General features: G+C 65.4%; 23 protein-coding genes. 7 read left to right on the forward strand and 16 right to left on the reverse strand.

All coding sequences use genetic code 11. The features are described from left to right. Positions 1-825: a dienelactone hydrolase family protein gene (locus tag AC5I5I_RS22065; RefSeq protein ID WP_495976651.1), complete on the reverse strand. Its 825-nt coding sequence runs from the start codon at positions 823-825 to the stop codon at positions 1-3. A gap of 157 nt (positions 826-982) precedes the next feature. Here AC5I5I_RS22065 and AC5I5I_RS22070 point away from each other — a divergent pair, with 157 nt between their 5' ends. Further along, positions 983-1,195, forward strand: coding sequence for a DUF2093 domain-containing protein (locus tag AC5I5I_RS22070; RefSeq protein WP_325701027.1), 213 nt, complete (start codon positions 983-985; stop codon positions 1,193-1,195). Here the strand turns inward: AC5I5I_RS22070 and lpxK are convergent. The 6 genes from lpxK to AC5I5I_RS22100 are packed head-to-tail and all read right to left on the reverse strand — an operon-like array spanning position 1,192 to position 6,632. After that, complete coding sequence (lpxK, locus tag AC5I5I_RS22075; protein ID WP_495976653.1) at positions 1,192-2,193, reverse strand: tetraacyldisaccharide 4'-kinase; 1,002 nt, start codon at positions 2,191-2,193, stop codon at positions 1,192-1,194. The two genes, AC5I5I_RS22070 and lpxK, sit on opposite strands and share 4 nt — an antisense overlap. Further along, complete coding sequence (locus AC5I5I_RS22080; RefSeq protein WP_495976655.1) at positions 2,186-3,490, reverse strand: 3-deoxy-D-manno-octulosonic acid transferase; 1,305 nt, start codon at positions 3,488-3,490, stop codon at positions 2,186-2,188. Before AC5I5I_RS22080 ends, lpxK begins: the two co-directional genes overlap by 8 nt. Beyond that, complete coding sequence (locus AC5I5I_RS22085) at positions 3,483-4,196, reverse strand: lysophospholipid acyltransferase family protein (protein WP_495976657.1); 714 nt, start codon at positions 4,194-4,196, stop codon at positions 3,483-3,485. The genes AC5I5I_RS22080 and AC5I5I_RS22085 overlap by 8 nt, the downstream gene beginning before the upstream one ends. A 21-nt stretch (positions 4,197-4,217) precedes the next feature. Then, positions 4,218-4,469, reverse strand: coding sequence for a DUF4170 domain-containing protein (locus tag AC5I5I_RS22090; RefSeq protein ID WP_495976659.1), 252 nt, complete (start codon positions 4,467-4,469; stop codon positions 4,218-4,220). 17 nt (positions 4,470-4,486) lie between these two features. Beyond that, the gene (locus AC5I5I_RS22095) at positions 4,487-5,293 is read right to left on the reverse strand and encodes a 3'(2'),5'-bisphosphate nucleotidase CysQ (protein ID WP_495976661.1); all 807 of its coding nucleotides are present in this window, start codon (positions 5,291-5,293) and stop codon (positions 4,487-4,489) included. Then, positions 5,280-6,632: a TldD/PmbA family protein gene (locus AC5I5I_RS22100; RefSeq protein ID WP_495976663.1), complete on the reverse strand. Its 1,353-nt coding sequence runs from the start codon at positions 6,630-6,632 to the stop codon at positions 5,280-5,282. The genes AC5I5I_RS22095 and AC5I5I_RS22100 overlap by 14 nt, the downstream gene beginning before the upstream one ends. A gap of 221 nt (positions 6,633-6,853) precedes the next feature. On the opposite strand from AC5I5I_RS22100, the gene AC5I5I_RS22105 reads away from it, so the two are divergent. Then, positions 6,854-7,417: a DUF6101 family protein gene (locus AC5I5I_RS22105; protein WP_495765104.1), complete on the forward strand. Its 564-nt coding sequence runs from the start codon at positions 6,854-6,856 to the stop codon at positions 7,415-7,417. A gap of 8 nt (positions 7,418-7,425) precedes the next feature. On the opposite strand, the gene ubiA is transcribed toward AC5I5I_RS22105, so the two are convergent. Further along, positions 7,426-8,352, reverse strand: coding sequence for a 4-hydroxybenzoate octaprenyltransferase (gene ubiA, locus AC5I5I_RS22110; protein WP_495765105.1), 927 nt, complete (start codon positions 8,350-8,352; stop codon positions 7,426-7,428). After that, positions 8,349-9,038 (reverse strand): hypothetical protein, encoded by a 690-nt coding sequence (locus AC5I5I_RS22115; protein ID WP_495976666.1) that lies wholly within the window; start codon positions 9,036-9,038, stop codon positions 8,349-8,351. The genes ubiA and AC5I5I_RS22115 overlap by 4 nt, the downstream gene beginning before the upstream one ends. A gap of 154 nt (positions 9,039-9,192) precedes the next feature. On the opposite strand from AC5I5I_RS22115, the gene AC5I5I_RS22120 reads away from it, so the two are divergent. Next, the gene (locus AC5I5I_RS22120; protein WP_495976668.1) at positions 9,193-9,936 is read left to right on the forward strand and encodes a 16S rRNA (uracil(1498)-N(3))-methyltransferase; all 744 of its coding nucleotides are present in this window, start codon (positions 9,193-9,195) and stop codon (positions 9,934-9,936) included. On the opposite strand, the gene AC5I5I_RS22125 is transcribed toward AC5I5I_RS22120, so the two are convergent. Genes AC5I5I_RS22125 through AC5I5I_RS22135 form a run of 3 tightly spaced genes read right to left on the reverse strand, consistent with a single transcriptional unit; the run spans position 9,909 to position 12,150 of the window. Continuing rightward, the gene (locus tag AC5I5I_RS22125) at positions 9,909-11,126 is read right to left on the reverse strand and encodes an MFS transporter (RefSeq protein WP_495765214.1); all 1,218 of its coding nucleotides are present in this window, start codon (positions 11,124-11,126) and stop codon (positions 9,909-9,911) included. The genes AC5I5I_RS22120 and AC5I5I_RS22125 overlap by 28 nt on opposite strands. Beyond that, on the reverse strand, positions 11,123-11,611 hold the full coding sequence (locus tag AC5I5I_RS22130) for a MaoC family dehydratase (RefSeq protein WP_495765215.1): 489 nt from the start codon (positions 11,609-11,611) through the stop codon (positions 11,123-11,125). Before AC5I5I_RS22130 ends, AC5I5I_RS22125 begins: the two co-directional genes overlap by 4 nt. After that, the gene (locus tag AC5I5I_RS22135) at positions 11,608-12,150 is read right to left on the reverse strand and encodes a MaoC family dehydratase (protein WP_495765216.1); all 543 of its coding nucleotides are present in this window, start codon (positions 12,148-12,150) and stop codon (positions 11,608-11,610) included. The genes AC5I5I_RS22130 and AC5I5I_RS22135 overlap by 4 nt, the downstream gene beginning before the upstream one ends. A 110-nt stretch (positions 12,151-12,260) precedes the next feature. On the opposite strand from AC5I5I_RS22135, the gene AC5I5I_RS22140 reads away from it, so the two are divergent. Continuing rightward, positions 12,261-12,596 (forward strand): DUF4282 domain-containing protein, encoded by a 336-nt coding sequence (locus tag AC5I5I_RS22140; protein WP_495976671.1) that lies wholly within the window; start codon positions 12,261-12,263, stop codon positions 12,594-12,596. A 105-nt stretch (positions 12,597-12,701) separates the two neighbouring features. On the opposite strand, the gene ychF is transcribed toward AC5I5I_RS22140, so the two are convergent. From ychF to AC5I5I_RS22160, 4 genes are all read right to left on the reverse strand, one after another. Then, a complete protein-coding gene (gene ychF, locus AC5I5I_RS22145) occupies positions 12,702-13,799 on the reverse strand; it encodes a redox-regulated ATPase YchF (protein ID WP_495976673.1) in 1,098 nt (365 codons plus the stop codon). A gap of 55 nt (positions 13,800-13,854) precedes the next feature. Beyond that, a complete protein-coding gene (gene pth / locus AC5I5I_RS22150) occupies positions 13,855-14,445 on the reverse strand; it encodes an aminoacyl-tRNA hydrolase (protein WP_495976675.1) in 591 nt (196 codons plus the stop codon). Positions 14,446-14,493: 48 nt separating this feature from the next. Beyond that, positions 14,494-15,192, reverse strand: a complete 699-nt coding sequence (locus tag AC5I5I_RS22155) for a 50S ribosomal protein L25/general stress protein Ctc (RefSeq protein ID WP_495976677.1) — start codon at positions 15,190-15,192, stop codon at positions 14,494-14,496. 139 nt (positions 15,193-15,331) lie between these two features. Then, on the reverse strand, positions 15,332-15,640 hold the full coding sequence (locus AC5I5I_RS22160) for an accessory factor UbiK family protein (protein ID WP_495976679.1): 309 nt from the start codon (positions 15,638-15,640) through the stop codon (positions 15,332-15,334). Positions 15,641-15,733: 93 nt separating this feature from the next. Between AC5I5I_RS22160 and lgt the strand changes: the two genes are divergently transcribed. Genes lgt through pgeF form a run of 3 tightly spaced genes read left to right on the forward strand, consistent with a single transcriptional unit; the run spans position 15,734 to position 18,428 of the window. Then, the gene (lgt, locus tag AC5I5I_RS22165) at positions 15,734-16,564 is read left to right on the forward strand and encodes a prolipoprotein diacylglyceryl transferase (protein ID WP_495976681.1); all 831 of its coding nucleotides are present in this window, start codon (positions 15,734-15,736) and stop codon (positions 16,562-16,564) included. Further along, on the forward strand, positions 16,561-17,661 hold the full coding sequence (locus tag AC5I5I_RS22170) for a class I SAM-dependent methyltransferase (protein WP_495976682.1): 1,101 nt from the start codon (positions 16,561-16,563) through the stop codon (positions 17,659-17,661). Before lgt ends, AC5I5I_RS22170 begins: the two co-directional genes overlap by 4 nt. Beyond that, positions 17,658-18,428, forward strand: a complete 771-nt coding sequence (gene pgeF / locus AC5I5I_RS22175; RefSeq protein WP_495976684.1) for a peptidoglycan editing factor PgeF — start codon at positions 17,658-17,660, stop codon at positions 18,426-18,428. The genes AC5I5I_RS22170 and pgeF overlap by 4 nt, the downstream gene beginning before the upstream one ends. The last annotated feature ends 29 nt before the right edge of the window (positions 18,429-18,457 follow it).

Below are 18,457 nucleotides of genomic sequence, written 5' to 3' on the forward strand. Positions count from 1 at the left end.
TCAGCGCGACAGCCATTGCGGCACGCGCTTGAGCGCGTCGGCACGCGCCTCGACATTGGTGCCGCTCGTGGCGTTGCCACCCGTTTCCGGGACAAAGGCGATCTTGCGACGGCTTTTGATCGGCAGGTTGTCGTGATCGAAAGCGTGGTGCGCACGTCTGTACTTGATCAGCGAAACCTGCGCCGAACGTCCGCGCGCCTCCTTGACCATCTGTTCGCAATGTTTCGCGGGGGTCCAGTTGTCGAGCGCGCCGATCAGGATCAGGGTCGGAACCCGCGCGCTCCAGGCGGTGTCGCTCAGCCGCCGGCAACCCGGATAGAACACCGCCGCGGAGCGAAAGTCGGGGCGGTCGTCATCCTGCTCCAGACTTGGGCGCACCGCCCATAACGCCGCGATGCCGCCATTGCCCCAGCCCAGCAACGTGATGCGGTCCTTGCGGATGAAGTCCTGCTGCTGAAGCCAGTCACGCGCGGCGTGGATGTCGGCAACCCGTTCCCGGTCCGGCCGCACCGCCGGCGTTCTCGCGCTGCATTGCTGGGTCACGCCGCGGGAGACATAGCTGTCGGGAAACAGCACGATGAAACCGGCGGCCGCGAGCCGCTGTCCCCAATCTTCCACATGGCCGCGGGGGCGGGAGGCTTGGCCGCGCAGACCATCGCAATCGTGCAGCGCAACGATCGCGGGAAACGGTCCGGCGCCCGCGGGCCGGTAGAGCAGGGCCGGCAGCGGCTTCTCGCCGGCCGGTATGTCCACCGCTTCCGGGGAGGCCGCATGAACAGCACCGCTGGCAAACAGCAAGGTCAAAAAGGCAATGATTTTTCGCATGGCAGGTCATATTCGCGGCGCGTCCGATCCGACAGCCCCATCATGGCGGGAAAGCGGCGGCTGAGTCCGTTTGACCTTCGACGCCGGGCTATTATGTTGAAATCCGACGACCCCGCCGCATCCCTGCCGCGTCCGGATTCCAGGAGGCTTCTACGTGCTGAATCGCTTCGATCGTCCCCCGCCCATGGCCGGCGAGGCCGAGGTGAAGTTTCTGGACGGCGATTTCCGTATCGTGCGCCCGGGCGCATTCGTGCGCTGCGCCGTGACCAATGTGCCGATCCCGCTCGAGGAACTGAAATACTGGAGCGTCGATCTGCAGGAGGCCTATGCCTCGCCGCAGGCGGTTCTGCAGCGGCTGCAGGCGCGCTAACGGTTCACCGCATCCGGCAGCAACCGTTCGAGCATCGTGGCGTCCTCCGGAACCAGCGTCACGGGAATAGCGCTGGCTGCCGCGGCAAGTCTGCCTCGTGCCCCGTCCTGCCCGGCCAGGCGGGCGATATCCTTTTCGGTCGTCACCGGAACCAGCCGTTCCGACTCGCAGCGAGCAAGGATGCTCGCGGCTTCTTCTTCAGAGTACGGGTGATGGTCGGCGAAGTTCTGCCTGGCCGTTGCGTCGATCCCGGCTTCGGCGAGCGTCAGGTAGAATTTTTCCGGATCGCCGATACCGGCGAAGGCAAACGCCTTGCGCCCCGCCAACGCCCTGACCGCGTCGACCGCGGGTGCGAGCCGCGCGCGCAGGACTGGCAGGCCGCGCGTGCGGGCAAGCGCCGCCAGCGGATCGGCGCCGCTACCGGTACCGACGACGAGGATGGCCTGGACCATCGCCAGTTGCGGCGCGATCGGTGCGCGAAGCGGTCCGGCGGGGAAGACGTGGGTGTTGCCGAGCCCCCTGCGGGCGTCGACCACGGCGATCGAGAGCGTCTTGTGCAGCGACGGATTCTGCAATCCGTCATCCATCACGATAACGCTTGCCCCCGCCGCCTGGGCGAAGGCCGCTCCGGCCGCACGGTCGCGCGACACGATGGTGGGTGCGGCCTGCGCCAGCAGCAGCGGTTCGTCGCCGACATCGGCGGCGCGATGTGACAGCGGATCGACACGCACCGGCCCTTTGAGCCTGCCGCCATAGCCGCGTGTCAGAAAAAACGGCGTCGCGCCCCGTGCAGCAAGCAGCTTCGCAATCGCGATTGCAGCCGGTGTCTTGCCGGTGCCGCCGAGAGTGAAGTTACCGACGCAGATGACCGGGATATCGGCCCGCCATCCGGCGCGGCGCATGCGCCATCCGGCGACGGCGCCGTAGATCAGGCCAAGCGGAGACAGCAGCCACGCCGCAAGACCGGGTTTCCGCCACCAGAAATCCGGCTCACGCATCGGAGGTCTGGTAGGAGAGCCGCAATTGCAGAAGATAGGGCTCGAGCTCGGCGAAGGTCTTGTCGAGCGCGCCGCCAAGTCGGTCGACGGTGCGGCGCGCGGCGTCGCCGGCCGCCTTGCGGCTCGCAGGATCCTTCATGAGATCGCCGACGCGCATCGCGAGATGCCCGATATTCTCCACCTCTTCGGCGCCGCGCGCGGCATCGAGCGCCGCATAGATGTCCTGGAAATTCCAGACATTCGGTCCGTGCAGGATCGGTTTGCCAAGCTTGGCGGCCTCGATCGGATTTTGCCCGCCATGCTCCACGATCGAGCCACCCATGAACACCACATGGGCGAGGCGATAGAGCAGGCCGAGTTCGCCGATCGTGTCGGCCACGTAGATATCGGTCCGCACATCCGGTGTCACACCGGCCGAGCGCAGCATGGCGCGCGAGCCTGTCGCCACGGCGCGATTGAGGATCTCGACGCCACGCTCCGGATGGCGCGGCACGATGATCGTCAGCAGGCGCGGTCTCGTCTTGCGGGCGCGGCGATGGGCTTCGACGATCGCGTCCTCCTCGCCCGGATGGGTGGAGGCGGCGACGAAGACCTGCCGATCGGCGGCCGCGCGCTCCATTTCCGCGAGTTTGACTGCATTCGCGGGCGGCGCCGGCACGTCGAGCTTGAGGTTGCCGGTCACCTGTACGATCTGCATGCCGAGTTGCGAGAACCGCTCGGCGTCGAGCGCCGATTGCGCGAGGCACAGATCGAAGTTCTTGAGCAGCGCCTTGGCGGTGCGCCGCAACGAGCGCCAGCCCTTGAAGGATTGTTCCGACATGCGCCCGTTGATCAGGACCAGCGGGATTTTCCGTCGCGCCGCCGCCACGATCAGGTTCGGCCACAGATCCTGTTCGATGAACAGGCCGAGATCCGGACGCCAGTGATGCAGGAAACTGGTGACGAAGCGCGGTGCGTCGAGCGGGATGAATTGATGCAGCACATCGTCCGGCAGCCGCTGCCTCGCCACTTCGGCGGAGGTCACGGTGCCCGAGGTGACGAGCACCCGGACATCCTGCGCCCTCAGCCGATCGATCAGCGGGAATACGGCGTTGAGTTCGCCCACGCTTGCGCCATGCAGCCAGACCAGCGGACCCTCGGGCCGGGGCAAGGTCGACACTCCGTGCCGTTCGGAGAGGCGCGCCTCGACCTCCTTGCCGCGATTCAGCCGGCGCTTCAGCCACACATTGGCGAGAGGCGTCGCCGCCGACATTGCGCGGCGGTAAGCGCGCAATGTCATCGGCAACTTGTCAGCCACGCGGTTTAACCTCGATCTTGCCGTCGGCGATGGCGTAAGCCTGCTCGGTCGCCTCGTTCAGTGCGGTCTCGAGCGCCAGCCGCGCCGCCTCGAGTTCGGCATCGGACGCCTCGGCGCTGACGCGGATGGGATCTCCGACCACGCCCGCGATCAGACTGAAGGGCAGATTGATGGTGGATCGATCCCAGTTGTCGAGCACCTTGCGGCGGCTCGATGCCAGCGCGATCGGATAGATCGGGCGCCCGGAATCGCGCGCGAGGCGAATGATGCCGGCACCGGCAATCCGCGACACTTTCGGTACGTCCGCTGTCAACGCCACGTTGTACCCCTCGGACAGTGCTTCCAGCATCTGGAAATAGGCGCTGACGCCACCCTTGCGATGGAAGCCGTTACCATGATCGCCCGAGCCGCGGATTGTCTCAATACCCAACCACTCCGCGGCGACCGCATTCATTTCACCGTCACGATGCCGCGAAATCAGGGTCTTTCCTTTATAGCCTTCCTTCTTGATGAACGGGGCCATGAAATGCTGGCCGTGCCACATCGCAAGGATCACCGGCAGATCCGCGCCGGCGCGCTCGTAGATGTCGCCGGGCACGGTGACCGTCCGGCTGGTCAGATTGACGAAGCGCAGATATTCCGCGGCGAGAATACCGATCGTCTTCTGAACCCAGGGCGCGCGCGCGAGACGCCGTGACGACAGCATGGCGGGGTCCGTCTGTAACCGTCAGCGCGCAGTCGGGGACGGCATGTCGGGATCGAGCAGCCGGTGCAGATGCACGATGAAATATCGCATCTGCGCATTGTCCACGGTCTGCTGCGCCTTGGCCCGCCACGCCGCATAGGCGGTCGCATAATTCGGAAAGACGCCGACGATGTCTACCTTGCTGAGATCCTTGAATTCGGTGGCATCCAGCTGCGCGAGTTCACCGCCCAGCACAAGATGAAGCAGCTGCTTTGGTGGAGCCTGATCGGACATGATGGTCTTCCTGAAGGTCAGGCGAATTGCTTGCGGCGCTTGCGCACCAGGTCCAGCATCGATGCGTGTCGGTCGCGTCCGGCCGCGAGAATCGCGCCGTGGACCGGATCATGCAAGTTGTAGACCAGCGCTTCACCCGTCAAATTGGTCATCGCGCCGCCCGCTTCGTGCACCAAAAGGTCTGCCGCCGCAAGGTCCCAATCGTAGGCATTGACCGAGGCAAAAGCGGCATCAATGCGTCCCTCGGCGACGCGGGTCATGCGCAGCGCCAGCGAGTGAATTTTGGGCTCATGGATCGTCTCGGGGTCGATGCTCGTGAGCCGGTCCAGCATCGATTTCGGACCCGCGATCCGCGCGCCCGCCAGCGCGGTGCCGCCGGTGGCTCCAATCCGGCTTCCATTGCGAGTTGCGCCTTCCCCCTGCGCGGCGAGATACAATTCATCGTCCACCGGAACATAGACCGCGGCCGCGACCGGCCGCCCCTTGTCCACAACGGCTGCGACGATCGACCAGTCCTCCCGCCCCGCGAGATAGGACCGCGTGCCGTCGATCGGATCGACGATGAACAGGCGCTCCGCGGAAAGGCGCGTGCGATCATCCTGGCTTTCTTCGGACAGCCAGCCGAAGCCTTCCCGCGACAGTCGCGCGCGCAGGAATTCGTCGACGGCGATGTCGGCTTCCGAGACCGGTGAATCGTGCCCCTTGGTCCAGCTCTTGATCGAACCGCGAAAATACTTCAGCGCGATCTGGCCGGCCTCGCGCACCGCAAGGCCGAGTTCGTCGGCAAGCGCCGCATGTCGGCTGCGCTGGTCAGTGGCCGGCAACCGTCAGGCCCTCCACACGCAAGGTCGGTGCATTGGTGACGAATTTGAACGCAAGATCGTTCGCAGGCGTCAGTGTCCGGAAAATATCGAACAGATGACCGGCGATTGTCACCTCGCTGACCGGATAGGTCAGTTCGCCATTCTCGATCCAGAAACCGGCCGCGCCGCGGCTGTAATCGCCGGTGACGAGATTGGTGCCCATGCCGATCAGATCGGTGATGTAGAAGCCGGTGCCGGTTTCGGCGATCAGTTGCTCGGGCGACAGCGGCCCGGGCTCGAGATACAGGTTGCTCGGCGACGGTGAGGGCGGCGCCGAAACACCGCGCGAGGCATGGCCGGTGGTCGTCATCCCAAGTTCGCGGGCGGTGGCGCTGTCGAGAAACCACGATTGCAGGACACCGTCCTCGATCAGATTCATGCGCTGCACGCTCACGCCCTCGCCGTCGAAGGGATGCGAACGCAATCCGCGCTTGCGCAGCGGGTCGTCGACGATACGGATGCCCGGCGCGAACAGCCGCTCGCCGAGCTTGTCCTTCAGGAAGCTGGCCTTGCGCGCGATCGATACGCCGTTGGCCGCGCTCGCCAGGTGACTGATCAGCGTGCTGGAGAGCCGCGCATCGAAGATCACCGGCACGGTCTGCGTCTTCACCTTGCGCGGATTGAGCCTGCGCACCGCGCGCTCGCCGGCCGTGCGGCCGATCGTCTCCGGCGCATCGAGATCGCTGCCGTGCAAGGCCGAGGAATGATCGTAGTCGCGCTCCATGCCGGTGCCTTCGCCGGCAATCGCCATCATCGAGACGCTCTGGCGCGATGCGAGATAGGAGCCATGGAAGCCGTCGCTGGTGACCAGCACCATGCCGCTGATGCCGCCACCGGCTGACGCGCCGCCGGACTTGGTCACGCCCTTGACCGCGAGCGCGGCTTCTTCGGCGATGCGTGCACGGCGTTCGAGACTGCCGACGTCGGGAATGTTCGGATCGATCAGATCGAGATCCAGCCGCTCGCCCGCGAGGCGCTCGCGATCGGCGAGTCCGGCATACAGGTCGTCGGGCGCCACCCGCGCCATTGCGACCGCGCGCTCGGCCAGTGCAGCCGGATCGGTGCGGCCGATATCGTTGGTCGACACCACCGCCTGTTTCTTCCCGACGAATACGCGCAGGCCGACATCGTCGCTTTCGGAACGCTCCGATTCCTCGACGGCTCCTTCACGGATATCGACGCCGACCGAAATCGAGCGGACCGCGATCGCGTCAGCGGCATCCGCTCCCGCTTTCTGCGCGGCGCGGACCAGGCCTTCGGCCAGATTGCTGAGTGCGGATTGATCGAGGAGGGATTGCATGAGCCATTTCGATTTAGGGGGCGCATCCGCCCCTGACAAGGACAAGGTTAGCGGAAACCGCGCAGTTGCGCGTTTGACAGCAACGAAACGTCAATCATGCGAATCGAGGACATTGCCGAAACGCCTGATTAACCGAGCTTTTTAAGCGCTTTCCGACGGGATTGTGGCAAGGTCTGCGCATAACGGACGAAAAAGTCCGGGGGAGCAATTCGAGGCGTCAAATGGAAGCCGGCGGGGCCTTGCCTGCCGGGTCGGGCCGCACCATGCGGCTCGACCCGTTCACTTTGCCAGTTCGATTCCCGGCCCGCGATGCCGGGGCGGACGGCCAGATGCGGCAGGTCGAACTCGACCGCGATCGCGTGGTTCTGCGGCGAGCAGTCCGCGGGATGCGGATGAAAATCCGGCTGGCGGTCGATGCCTTTGTCGGCATCACGCTGGTACCGGCCGGGGATGGCCCCGCCGCTTCCATCATTCTCGATCATGCAGACCCGGCGCTGTCGGTTCCGTTGCTCGATCAGGCTCCGCTCGACGAGGCCATCGTGATGTGGCGGGCCTGGGGCCGCGTGCTTGGGTTGTCGCTCTGGCAGCGTGGCGCGGATGGCGACGTTCGTCAGGTTTGTCCCGGCCGCCGTTCGCTGCAGATCGCAAAGGACACCGGCCGCAGGCGCCGGCGCTCCGTCATCAGGAAGCGCCGTCCGTCGATCCTGATGCGGCGCAAGCCCGGCCGGCATATCGGCCTGTCGACCGTGCATCGCGGCGAGCGCGAGATCATCGCGCGGAACTAGTGTTGCGTCTAAAGGAGCGCCGCGTCGAGGATCATCCCGGCGAACAGGATCAGTCCGGCATCGCGATTGGACCTGAACAGGCGCAGGCATAAGGCCGGGTCGGCGATGTCGAGCCGCTTCACCTGCCACGCGAGATGCGCCGCGAAGGCGGCCAGGCCGAGCGCGAAGATGAGGCCCGCGCCGGCGAGCCAGCCCGCGAGACCGATCAGCACCACCGCCAGCGCGAAGAACAGCGCCAGCATTGGTTTGGTGCGGGCATCGAACAGGATCGCAGTCGACTTGATGCCGATGAGCGCGTCATCTTCGCGATCCTGATGCGCGTAGATCGTGTCATAGGCGATCACCCAGGCAATCGATCCCGCGTAGAGAATGAAGGCGGCCGGATCGAGCCGCCCGAACACCGCCGGCCATCCCATCAGCGCGCCCCAGGAAAATGCGAGCCCCAGGCCGATCTGCGGCCAGTGCGTGACGCGCTTCAGGAACGGATAGATCGCAACGGTGGCAAGCGAGAGGATGCCGACGAGGATCGTGAAGGGATTGAATTGCAGCAGCACGACCAATCCGACCAGCGCCTGCAGCACCAGGAAGACGAAGGCCTGCCGCGCCGTCACCTGTCCCGCGGGGATCGGCCGGGACCGGGTGCGCTCGACTTTCGCATCAAGGTCGCGGTCGACGATGTCGTTCCAGGTACAGCCCGCGCCGCGCATCGCGAAGGCGCCGATGAAAAACAACAGGCAATGCCAGGGATCGGGATACGGGCGGCCGGCGGCGATCGCGGCGAGCCCGGCCGACCACCAGCAGGGCAGCAGCAGCAGCCAGGAGCCGATCGGGCGATCGAGCCGCGCCAGCCGCAGATAAGGTTTGACCCAGGCCGGCGCTGCCGTATCGACCCAGTTTCCGGTCGAATCGGCGACGGGCCTGGCGGTCTCGCTCATCGCGTCAGCGGATTGCCGGTGAGCGTATCAAAGGTGCTGCCGCGGCTCTTCGCGGCCGGGGTATCGGTGGATACCGACGGGATCTGGGATGTGCCGAGCGCGTCGCTGAGACTGGGCGCACGCTTGGGAGCGGCGGCGGTGTCGCAGACCTTGGTGCGGATTTCGACGATCTTGGCGAAATTGCCACGCCGCGCTTTCAGAGCGTCCGGCGGAACCCGGCATTCGGCGCCGTGATCCTCGAAATATTTGATGACCTTGCCCTCGGCGGTGGCCAGATTTCTGAAGGCCTGGCAGACCACCGGCTGCTTCTTGGTCGCGGCCGCGGCCTGGATGGCTTTGCCTTTCTGATCGGCGTCGGTCAGCAGCGGCGTGATTTCGCCCATGCAGTCGCGCTGCGGCCTGCCGCCGCCGCCCGGCCCGAAGGAGGCCGCGGGTGCGGAGGCCGGCGCGCTGGGCGCTCCCCAGCCGGCGCTAGGGGGCGCGGGAGCGGCCTGGGGGGAGGGCTGGCCCCAGCCGGAGCTTGGCGGGCCAGACGGTGCCGCCTGCGGTGCGGCGGGCGATCCCCAGCCCGAGGTCGGCGGACCGGCCTGGGCCAGTCGGACAGGAGCGTGTTCCGATGCGGCCAGCACCGGCATTGCGAAGGCAGCCAGTGTCAGCGCGGCGGGCAGGCTTGCAAACAGCCTCATTGGAGATTCTCCCGGCCCCTCGGCCTTCCGGGTGGCTCCGTGATCAAGCCCTTAAAATAGGCGACACGGCGGCAAAACGCTATTCAGTCCATAATAGAGAGCCTGCGGGTTACGAGAAAGTTGCCGCTGGCGGCCAAGGACCCCGATCTGACGCATGTCCCGATACGATTTCCGCACCCCGCGCCTGTTTGTCGCGCCCTCTCTCGATCGTGGCGCGACCCTGCCGCTCGACAAGGGACAGTCGAATTATCTGATCAATGTCCTGCGCCTGGCGCCCGGTGATTCGGTTCTCGTCTTCAACGGGCAGGACGGCGAATGGCGCGCGGAATTGCAGCGCGACGGCAAGAAGTCCGTCGCACTTGCGGTGGTCGAGCAGACCCGCCCGCAGCACGGCGCCTGCGACCTGCATTACCTGTTCGCACCGCTCAAGCATGCGCGGCTCGATTACATGGTCCAGAAGGCGGTGGAGCTCGGTGTTTCGCGGCTTCAGCCCGTGACCACGCGCCACACGCAGGCCGCACGCGTGAATGTCGAGCGCATGCGCGCGAATGCGATCGAGGCGGCCGAGCAATGCGGCATTCTGACCATCGCCGACACCGCCGACGCGATCCCGCTGCCAAAGGCGCTCGACGGACTGACCGGCGGCCGTGTGCTGATTTTCTGCGACGAGGATGCGGAGACCCGCGATCCGGTCGCGGCGCTGTCGCATATTGCGCGCGGCGCGCCGCTCGCGGTTCTGGTCGGGCCGGAAGGCGGCTTTGCCGACGAGGAGCGTGCGCTTCTGCTGAAACATCCCTCGGTGGTCCGGCTCGCGCTCGGTCCTCGCATCCTGCGTGCCGACACCGCTGCGGTTTCGGCGCTGACTCTGGTTCAGACCGTCGTCGGCGACTGGGGCTGAGCGAAAGCCGGCCGCAGCACGAAGGCAAGCGGAAGGGTCAGCATCACCATCGCCGCGACAACCATGACGCCGCCGCCAAGGCCGATGCGGTCGCTGATAAAGCCGTACAGGATCGGTGCAATCGCGCCGGCGCCGATGGTCCCGGTATAGAACTGACCAAAGGCGCGCGTGCGCTTCTCCGGTGCGACCAGGGCCGGCACCGAGCCGTACAGCACCGACGAGGTTCCGTTCAGCGCGATCCCGAGAACGGGCAGCACGATCAGCGTTGCCTCCAGCGGCAGCGGCAGGATCGCCGCGATCAGCGCCAGCGTCATGACTTCGGTGAGGAACACCGTGTTGATGATCCCGATCCGCGCGCCGACGAAGGCACAGACCAGCTTCCCGACCGCGCCGCCCGCGAACACCAGCGTGAGCGCCATGCCGACCAGCGGCAAACTCGCGCCCTTGGCGGTGAGGATGAAGGGCAGGAAGGTGAGGAAGCCCATGCGGGTCGCCGAATCGATCACGCCGATCGAGAGCAGCGTCGGGAAGGCGTGGCGCGCTGCGGGCGGCAGCGGCGTCTTCGGTCGGTCCTCGTTCGTGCTTGCGGCGAGATGCACCGGCCCGAACCGTGGCGTCAGCAGCAGGATCAGGACCGCGGCCGCAAGGCCGGCGGCCCCGAGCGCGATCACACTCGGCCGCCACGGCATGATCGTCATCAGCAGCGCCGCCAGCGCCGGCACCGTCATCTTGCCGATGTCGCCTGCGAAATTGTAGCCGCCCAGCGCCTTCAGGGAGCGCGATCCGGAAAAAGCCCGCGCGACCAGGGCGGAGGCGATCGGATGCTGGGTGCTCGAACCGATGCCGCCGATCAACAGCGCCACCAGCAACATGGCAAAGCTGCCGCTCAGGCCGGCAAGGCAATAGCCGAAACCGGTCAGGGCGGTGCCGCCGGCCAGCAGCAGGGCTGCGCCGTAGCGTTCCGACAGGTGCCCGGCAGGGATTTGCAGCCCCGCCATGGCGCCTGCGAACAGGCCGCGCAGGGCGCCGGCGGCGGCGTAGCTCAGTCCGAATTCAGCCTGCCAGACCGGCAGCATGACGTAGATCAGGTCGGTGTAGCCGTCATGCAAAGCATGCGCGCCGGACGCGACCGACATCGTGCGGCGCTCGTCGCGGCGTGTCACTTCGCCGCTATCGGCGGCCGCTGTCATGGTGGCGGCGGATCGCGCCTCTCGACGAAGGTGGCGCTCTCGAACGAGATGACGCGCACACCGTGCTGATTTTCGCCGATGCCAAGCACGTTGATGATCCCGCGATCCGGCCGCGATTGCGACAATCGCATCTCGATCACCTCGGCAGCATACGACACCGTGTCGCCGACGAAGACCGGCTTGTACCACCGCAAGTTACGGAATCCCGGCGACGGTCCCATCCTGGCGAGCCGTTCGCCACGCGCCTGCATCGCTTCGGCCTCGCGCTTGCGATGATCGACGAGCTTGCGCATCCATATCGATGCCGTCTGCCATCCCGAGGCGACCAGTGCGCCGAAATGCGAGCGTTCCGCTTGCTCTTCGTCGACGTGAAAGGGTTGCGGATCGAATTGCCGCGCGAACGCCTTGATGTCTTCGGCGGTGAACAGATGCGACCCCAGCTCGTAGCGGTCGCCGACGCGGATATCGTCGTAGAATTGCGTCATGACGGCGCCCCCGGATTGCGGCGGCCGAACATTGCAGGCGTCACCATGGTCATGACGCACTCGCCATGGGCATTCAGCATCTCATAGTGAATGCGAACGATACCCATCTCCGGCCGGCTTTTCGAGATGCGCGTATCGAGCACGGTGACGCGAAGTGTCAGGCGGTCGCCCGGCCGGATCGGCCGTGGCCATTGGACCTCCTCGACGCCGCCCGCGCCCATGGAAGCGGAGTCCAACATGAAACCGTCGCAGATCATGCGCATCATGATCCCGCAGCTATGCCAGCCCGATGCCCCGAGGCCGCCCAGCAGAGACTTCTGACCCGCGGCTTCGTCGAGATGCATCGGTTGCGGATCGTACTGCGCGGCGAAGGCAATGATTTCCTCCCGGGTCACGAGGCGCGGACCATATTCAGTCGTGTGACCGGGCTGGAAGTCTTCGAAATACAGCATGGGCGACGGCGTATGCACCTGATTGACGGAGCCGATTGGGTAGCGGCCGGGGCCGATGTCGTCAATTGTTGCGCGCTCAGCGTGCACGCCGCAACGCCTGGTTCCTCGTGTCACTCCGGCGCATTCATGTCGGTTGACGGCGGAGTATCGCTGGGCCAGCCTGCCGCGCGGCGCCGGGTCAGCACCGAGAATGTACCATGACGCATCTTGCCGAATTGCTGCAATGGGACCGGTTCATCACGCCGTCGATCATTCGCGTGTTTTACTGGCTCTGCCTGACCATGACCGTGCTTGCCGGTCTCTCGCTGGTCCTGACCGCGCTCGGCATGATGGCGATCAATCTGATCGCCGGTCTGCTTCTGCTGGTCGCGTCGATGATCTTCATTCTCACCGGGATCATCTTCGTGCGCATCCTCTGCGAACTGGTGATGGTGATTTTCCGGATCAACGAACATCTCGGCGTGATCCGCGACCGCGGCGAGGAAATCGATCACCCCTCGCCCCCGCGCCATGCCAGGCAGAGACGGGCCTAGAGTCTTTAGTTTTTTCGCTGATCGTGGAGTCGCGAAACGAGCCCAAGGTCTTGGGTTGACGCGTTGTCTTGACGCGAGCCGGGAGCCACTTCGCCTGAAGGTGCGCTAGGTCGCGAAGCGGAAATGCAGCACGTCGCCGTCGGCGACGACGTAGTCCTTGCCTTCCAGCCTCAGCTTGCCGGCATCGCGGGCGCCGGCCTCGCCCGACAGCGCGATATAATCGTCATAGGCAATCGTTTCGGAGCGAATGAAGCCGCGTTCGAAATCGGTGTGGATCACGCCCGCTGCCTGCGGCGCCTTGGTGCCCTTGGTGATCGTCCAGGCGCGCGCTTCTTTCGGGCCGACCGTGAAATAGGTCACCAGATGAAGCAGGTTGTAGCCGGCGCGGATCAGCCGGTCGAGGCCGGCCTCCTTCAGGCCGACGGCGTCGAGATAGTCGGCGCGCTCTTCACGCGACAGCACCGCGATCTCTGACTCGATCTTGGCTGAGATGACGACCGACACCGCGCCTTCCGCCTTGGCACGGGCCTCGACCTTGGCCGAATAATCGTTGCCGGTCGCGGCGGCGGATTCTTCCACATTGCAAACATAGAGAACCGGCTTGGCCGTCATCAGGCCCAGCATGGCAAACGCCTGCTCTTCATCGGGTTTGAGTTCGACCAGTCGCGCGGGCTTGCCCTCTCGCAGCAGGGGAAGGGCGCGCTTGACCAGTTCCAGCGTTTCCTTGGCTTCCTTGTCGTTGCCGCGCGCCTTCTTTTCCAGCGCGTCAACGCGGCGCTCGAGCGAGTCGAGATCGGCGAGCATCAATTCGGTCTCGATGGTCTCGATGTCGGCGATCGGATCGATCTTGCCTTCGACATGGGTGACGTCGGGATCCTCGAAACAACGCACCACATGGGCGATCGCGTCCACTTCACGGATATTGGCGAGAAACTGATTGCCGAGACCTTCGCCCTTGGATGCGCCGCGGACGAGACCGGCAATGTCGACGAAGGTGAGGCGGGTCGGAATGGTCTGGGCGGATTTTGCGATGGCGGCGAGCTTGTCGAGCCGCGGATCGGGGACCGCGACCTCGCCGACATTCGGCTCGATGGTGCAGAACGGATAATTCGCCGCCTGCGCTGCGGCGGTTTCCGTCAGCGCGTTGAAGAGCGTCGATTTGCCGACATTCGGCAGTCCGACGATGCCGCATTTGAAGCCCATGAGAATAATCCAGTCCGTCCAGGTTGCGCCGTTCGCCAGTCAGGGCGTTGCACGGCTACGCGTCGTCAAAGCCCTTTGCCTCAAGCGCGAGATGCACCTTGTTCTGCAAGCTCGCATCGTCGCCGCGCGCCAGCAGTGGCGCATGCTCCGCCACGGTGTCGATCAGCGTCTCGACCCATCCCGTGCGCTCGGCCTTGGCGAAAGCCGACAGCACGTAGGAATGCACGATATTCTTGTCGCCGGGATGCCCGATGCCGATGCGCACGCGCTTGTAGTCGTTGCCGACATGAGCGGAGATCGACCGCAGGCCGTTATGGCCGGCGACGCCGCCACCGCGCTTGATCCGCAGCTTGCCGGGAGCAAGGTCGAGTTCGTCATGCACGACCGCTATGTCGTGCAGTCCGATCTTGTAGAAGCCGGCCGCTTCGCCGACGGCGCGGCCGGACTCGTTCATGAAGGTGCCGGGCAGCAGCAGGAGCGACTTGATGCCGCCGAGCGAGCCTTCGGTGGCGACGCCCTGAAAGCGGCGCCGCCACGGCGGGAAGCCATGGCGCCTGGCGATCGCATCGACCACCATGAAGCCGATATTGTGCCGGTCGCCCGCGTGGCGGGCGCCGGGATTGCCGAGCCCGACCAGGAGGAACATGGCGATGATGGCGGGGCCGAGCGCCCCGCCGCCTCGTTGATGGCGTGCTTACTTCTTGTCGGCCGGCTTTTTCTCGGCCGGCTTCTTGTCGCCACCTGCGGCCGCAGCACCCGCGGCGGGAGCAGCGCCGGCTGCAGGCGCGGCCGCAGCGGCTGTCGCTTCGGCTTTCACCTCGTCGGCATAGCCGGACGGCGGCACGATGGTCACCAGCGTCATGTCTTCGCGGCCGATCGGCTTCACGCCCTGGGGCAGCGCCACGTCGCTCAGATGCTTCGAGCTGTTGATCTCGAGTCCGGCCAGATCCACCTCGATCGCCTGCGGGATGCGATCGGGCGGGCAGCGCAGCGGAATGGAGTGGGTCACGATATTGACCGCGCCGCCGCGCTTCACGCCCGGCGATTGATCCGAATTGATGACGTGAACCGGCACGTTGACCCGGATCAGCGCGCCTTCGGCGAGCCGCATGAAGTCGACATGGATCGGAACATCCTTCACCGGATCGAGCTGGTAGTCGCGCGGGATCACGCGGTGCTTCTTGCCGTCGAGCTCGACGTCATAGAGCGTGGTCAGGAAGTGGCCGGCATAGATTTTGTTACGGATGTCGATGTGGTCGACAGCGATGGCGAGCGGCGGCTCGTTGGCCCCGTAGATCACGGCCGGGGTCCGGCCCTCGCGACGCACTGCCCGGGCGGCCCCCTTGCCGGCCTTCGGACGCAACGTCGCCTTGATTTCCTTCACGGCGGTCATGCGCATAAGTCCTATCGGTTGATGTCAGATTGTATGAAAACAGCCGCGGCAAGCCTCCAGGGGTGCGGGGGCCACGGTCGCGCGGGCTTATACCGGCAGGATGCCGGAATGGCAAGAAATCAGGGGTTAACGGGAAAAATCAGCCGTCCAGACGCATGTCGCTGATATCCGGCCGGTCGTCCTTGCCGGGGGGAGGGGAGAGCCCGGCCTTGGCCTCCAGGGCGGAAATCCGGGCCTTGAGGGCCTCGTTTTCCTCCCGTGCGAGCCGGGCCATGTCCTTGACCGCCTCGAATTCCTCGCGCTTGACCAGATCCAGGTCGCGCAGCCATCGCTCCGCCTGCGTCTTGAACAGCGTTTCGAATTCCCGCCGCACGCCCTGGGCGACGCCGCTGGCGTCATTCATCAGCCGTGCGATTTCGTCAAAAAACCGGCCAGATGTCTGGGTCATGCCTGGGCTCCTTCCGAACGCGCTGCGATGTGATATGGCGTAGCCGCCCCGGCCCCGCAAGCACGCAAGGCCAACGTTACTCTGGACCATCGCATGCCGGTTTCGGCCCTGCCTTTTCCGAATTTCGACCCGGTGCTGATCAGCATCGGTCCGCTCGCGATCCGCTGGTATGCGCTGGCTTATATTGTCGGCATCCTGCTCGGCTGGCTCTACGCCCGCATTCTCATCCGCAATGAGGCCCTGTGGGGCGGCCGGGCGCCGCTGACGGTTGGCAATTTCGACGACTTCATCGTCTGGATCACGCTGGGCATTATCCTCGGTGGCCGGCTCGGCTATGTGTTGTTCTACAATCCCGCATATTTCGCCGCGAACCCGCTGGAGATCGTTCAGGTCTGGGGCGGCGGCATGTCATTCCATGGCGGCTTTGCCGGTTGCGTGATTGCCGTTCTGCTGTTCGCACGCAGCGCCAAGGTTCCGGTCCTGTCGCTCGGCGACCTCACCTGCGCCGTCGCGCCGATCGGCCTGTTCCTTGGCCGCATCGCGAATTTCATCAATGGCGAATTGTGGGGCCGGACCACCGATGTCCCCTGGGCGTTCGTGTTTCCCGGCGCCGGGCCGCTGCCGCGTCACCCAAGTCAGCTTTATGAGGCGGCGCTCGAGGGGCTCGTGCTGTTTGTCGTGCTCGCCGTCGCGGTGCGCATGGGCTCGCTCAAACGGCCCGGACTGACCATCGGCCTGTTCGCGATTGTCTACGCGCTCGGCCGCTCTTTCTGTGAATTCTTCCGGGAGCCCGACCCGCAACTGGGCTTCCTCTGGGGCGGCCTGACCATGGGCATGCTGTTATCGATCCCGCTCTTCCTGGCCGGACTTGCTTTCGTCCGGTACGCAATGCGGCGTCCCGCGCTCGGGAGTCAGGCCGCATGAGCGAGCCCTCGCCACTGGAAAAGGAAATCCGCCGGCTGATCGCGGTCAGCGGGCCGATGCCGGTGGCGCGCTACATGTCGCTGTGCCTCGCGCATCCGCAATACGGCTACTATGTCACTCGCGATCCGTTCGGTGCCGGCGGCGATTTCACCACCGCGCCGGAAGTCAGCCAGATCTTCGGCGAACTGCTCGGCCTGTGGGCGCTCTCGGTCTGGCGGATGATGGGCGAACCGGCCAGCGTCAATCTGGTCGAGCTTGGTCCGGGACGCGGAACCATGATGCGCGACGCCCTGCGCGCGGCCAAGGTGCTGCCGAAATTCCGCCAGGCCTTGTCCGTGCATCTGGTCGAGATCAGCCCGACGCTCGAGCAATTGCAGCGCAGCAGTCTGAGCGACAGCGATCTCCCCATGTTCTGGCATCGCAACCTGCTCGATGTGCCGGAGGGTCCGTCGATCATTCTGGCCAACGAATATCTCGACGCGCTTCCGGTCCATCAGGTGGTGAAGCAGAGCGACGGCTGGCACGAGCGGGTGATCGGACTGAACGCCATTGGCAATTTCGCGCTCGGGCTGGCGCCCGATCCGCTGCCGCAATTCGACCGTTTCATGCCGAAGAAGATCAAGGAGGCGCCGGTCGGTGCGATCTTCGAATGGCGCAACGACATCCACGCTTTCGACATTGCGCGCCGCGTGCGTGACAACGGCGCGGCGCTGTTCATCGATTACGGACATGCCGAAAGCGATGTCGGCGAAACCCTGCAGTCGGTCAACGAACATGCATTTGCAGATCCGTTATCGGCACCGGGCAATGCAGACATCACCGCGCATGTCGACTTTTTCATCTTCGGCCAGGCGGCCGAAAGCATGGGCACCGCGGTGCAAGGTCCGGTCACGCAGGCTCAGTTCCTGCGCGAGCTCGGGATTGACGCGCGGGCCGACGCGCTGCGCCGAGGCGCAAGCACCGAACAGGCTGCCAGTATCACCGCAGCAGTGACCCGGCTGACCGAAGGAGGACGCACCGGCATGGGTGAATTGTTCAAGGTCATGGCGCTGCGCGATCCGAAATTCGATCCGCTGCCGGGATTTGCAGCGGCATGAAGCAGCACGCCGCGTCCCTGTCCGCGCTGGACGGCATTCGCCACGCATTCTTCACCCGCGAAGGCGGCGTGTCGGGCGGCATTTATGCGAGCCTCAATAGCGGGGTCGGCTCAAACGACGACCCGGATCATGTAACCGAGAATCGCGCCCGCATGGCGCGCGCCCTCGGCGTCGAGGCCGAGCGCCTGATCACCGCCTTCCAGATTCATTCGCCCCATGTGGCGGTCGCCGATGAGCCCTGGAGCGTCGAGACGCGGCCGAAGGCGGACGCGATCGTGACCCGGACACCGGGACTGGCGATCGGCGTCAGCACCGCGGATTGCGGTCCGCTGCTGTTCGCCGACCCGCAGGCGCGGGTCATCGGCGCTGCGCATGCCGGCTGGCGTGGCGCCTTTTCCGGCGTCATCGAGGGGACGATTGCCGCGATGGAAAATCTCGGTGCGGAACGCAGCAGGATCAGCGTCGCACTCGGTCCGCTGATCCGGCAGGACAATTACGAGGTCAGTCAAAGCTTCGTCGATGAATTTCTGCGCGCAGACGAGACGCATGCGCGGTTTTTCGCTCCGGCCGCGCGCGACGGGCATGCGATGTTCGATCTGCCGGGCTTCATTGCCTCGCGTCTCGAACGAAGCGGGGTCGGATCGTTCGAGGATGTCGGCATCTGCACCTATGCGGATCCCGAGCGTTTCTACAGCTACCGGCGTTCGGTGCATCGCGCCGAGCCGGATTACGGGCGGCACGTCAACGCGATCGTACTGGCCGATTAGGGGCCAGTTGCTGCGCTGGACCGCCGGGC

The sequence above is a fragment of the Pseudorhodoplanes sp. genome, assembly GCF_059499825.1.

Coding starts and splice junctions, on each gene's coding strand:
- AC5I5I_RS22125 (WP_495765214.1), bottom strand. CDS start 11,126: ATGACAGCGGCCGCCGATAGCGGCGAAGTGACACGCCGCGACGAGCGC.
- pgeF (WP_495976684.1), top strand. CDS start 17,658: ATGAAGCAGCACGCCGCGTCCCTGTCCGCGCTGGACGGCATTCGCCAC.
- AC5I5I_RS22130 (WP_495765215.1), bottom strand. CDS start 11,611: ATGACGCAATTCTACGACGATATCCGCGTCGGCGACCGCTACGAGCTG.
- AC5I5I_RS22140 (WP_495976671.1), top strand. CDS start 12,261: ATGACGCATCTTGCCGAATTGCTGCAATGGGACCGGTTCATCACGCCG.
- AC5I5I_RS22160 (WP_495976679.1), bottom strand. CDS start 15,640: ATGACCCAGACATCTGGCCGGTTTTTTGACGAAATCGCACGGCTGATG.
- lpxK (WP_495976653.1), bottom strand. CDS start 2,193: ATGCGTGAGCCGGATTTCTGGTGGCGGAAACCCGGTCTTGCGGCGTGG.
- ubiA (WP_495765105.1), bottom strand. CDS start 8,352: ATGAGCGAGACCGCCAGGCCCGTCGCCGATTCGACCGGAAACTGGGTC.
- ychF (WP_495976673.1), bottom strand. CDS start 13,799: ATGGGCTTCAAATGCGGCATCGTCGGACTGCCGAATGTCGGCAAATCG.
- AC5I5I_RS22100 (WP_495976663.1), bottom strand. CDS start 6,632: ATGCAATCCCTCCTCGATCAATCCGCACTCAGCAATCTGGCCGAAGGC.
- AC5I5I_RS22105 (WP_495765104.1), top strand. CDS start 6,854: ATGGAAGCCGGCGGGGCCTTGCCTGCCGGGTCGGGCCGCACCATGCGG.
- lgt (WP_495976681.1), top strand. CDS start 15,734: ATGCCGGTTTCGGCCCTGCCTTTTCCGAATTTCGACCCGGTGCTGATC.
- AC5I5I_RS22155 (WP_495976677.1), bottom strand. CDS start 15,192: ATGACCGCCGTGAAGGAAATCAAGGCGACGTTGCGTCCGAAGGCCGGC.
- AC5I5I_RS22115 (WP_495976666.1), bottom strand. CDS start 9,038: ATGAGGCTGTTTGCAAGCCTGCCCGCCGCGCTGACACTGGCTGCCTTC.
- AC5I5I_RS22085 (WP_495976657.1), bottom strand. CDS start 4,196: ATGCTGTCGTCACGGCGTCTCGCGCGCGCGCCCTGGGTTCAGAAGACG.
- AC5I5I_RS22170 (WP_495976682.1), top strand. CDS start 16,561: ATGAGCGAGCCCTCGCCACTGGAAAAGGAAATCCGCCGGCTGATCGCG.
- AC5I5I_RS22120 (WP_495976668.1), top strand. CDS start 9,193: ATGTCCCGATACGATTTCCGCACCCCGCGCCTGTTTGTCGCGCCCTCT.
- pth (WP_495976675.1), bottom strand. CDS start 14,445: ATGTTCCTCCTGGTCGGGCTCGGCAATCCCGGCGCCCGCCACGCGGGC.
- AC5I5I_RS22065 (WP_495976651.1), bottom strand. CDS start 825: ATGCGAAAAATCATTGCCTTTTTGACCTTGCTGTTTGCCAGCGGTGCT.
- AC5I5I_RS22090 (WP_495976659.1), bottom strand. CDS start 4,469: ATGTCCGATCAGGCTCCACCAAAGCAGCTGCTTCATCTTGTGCTGGGC.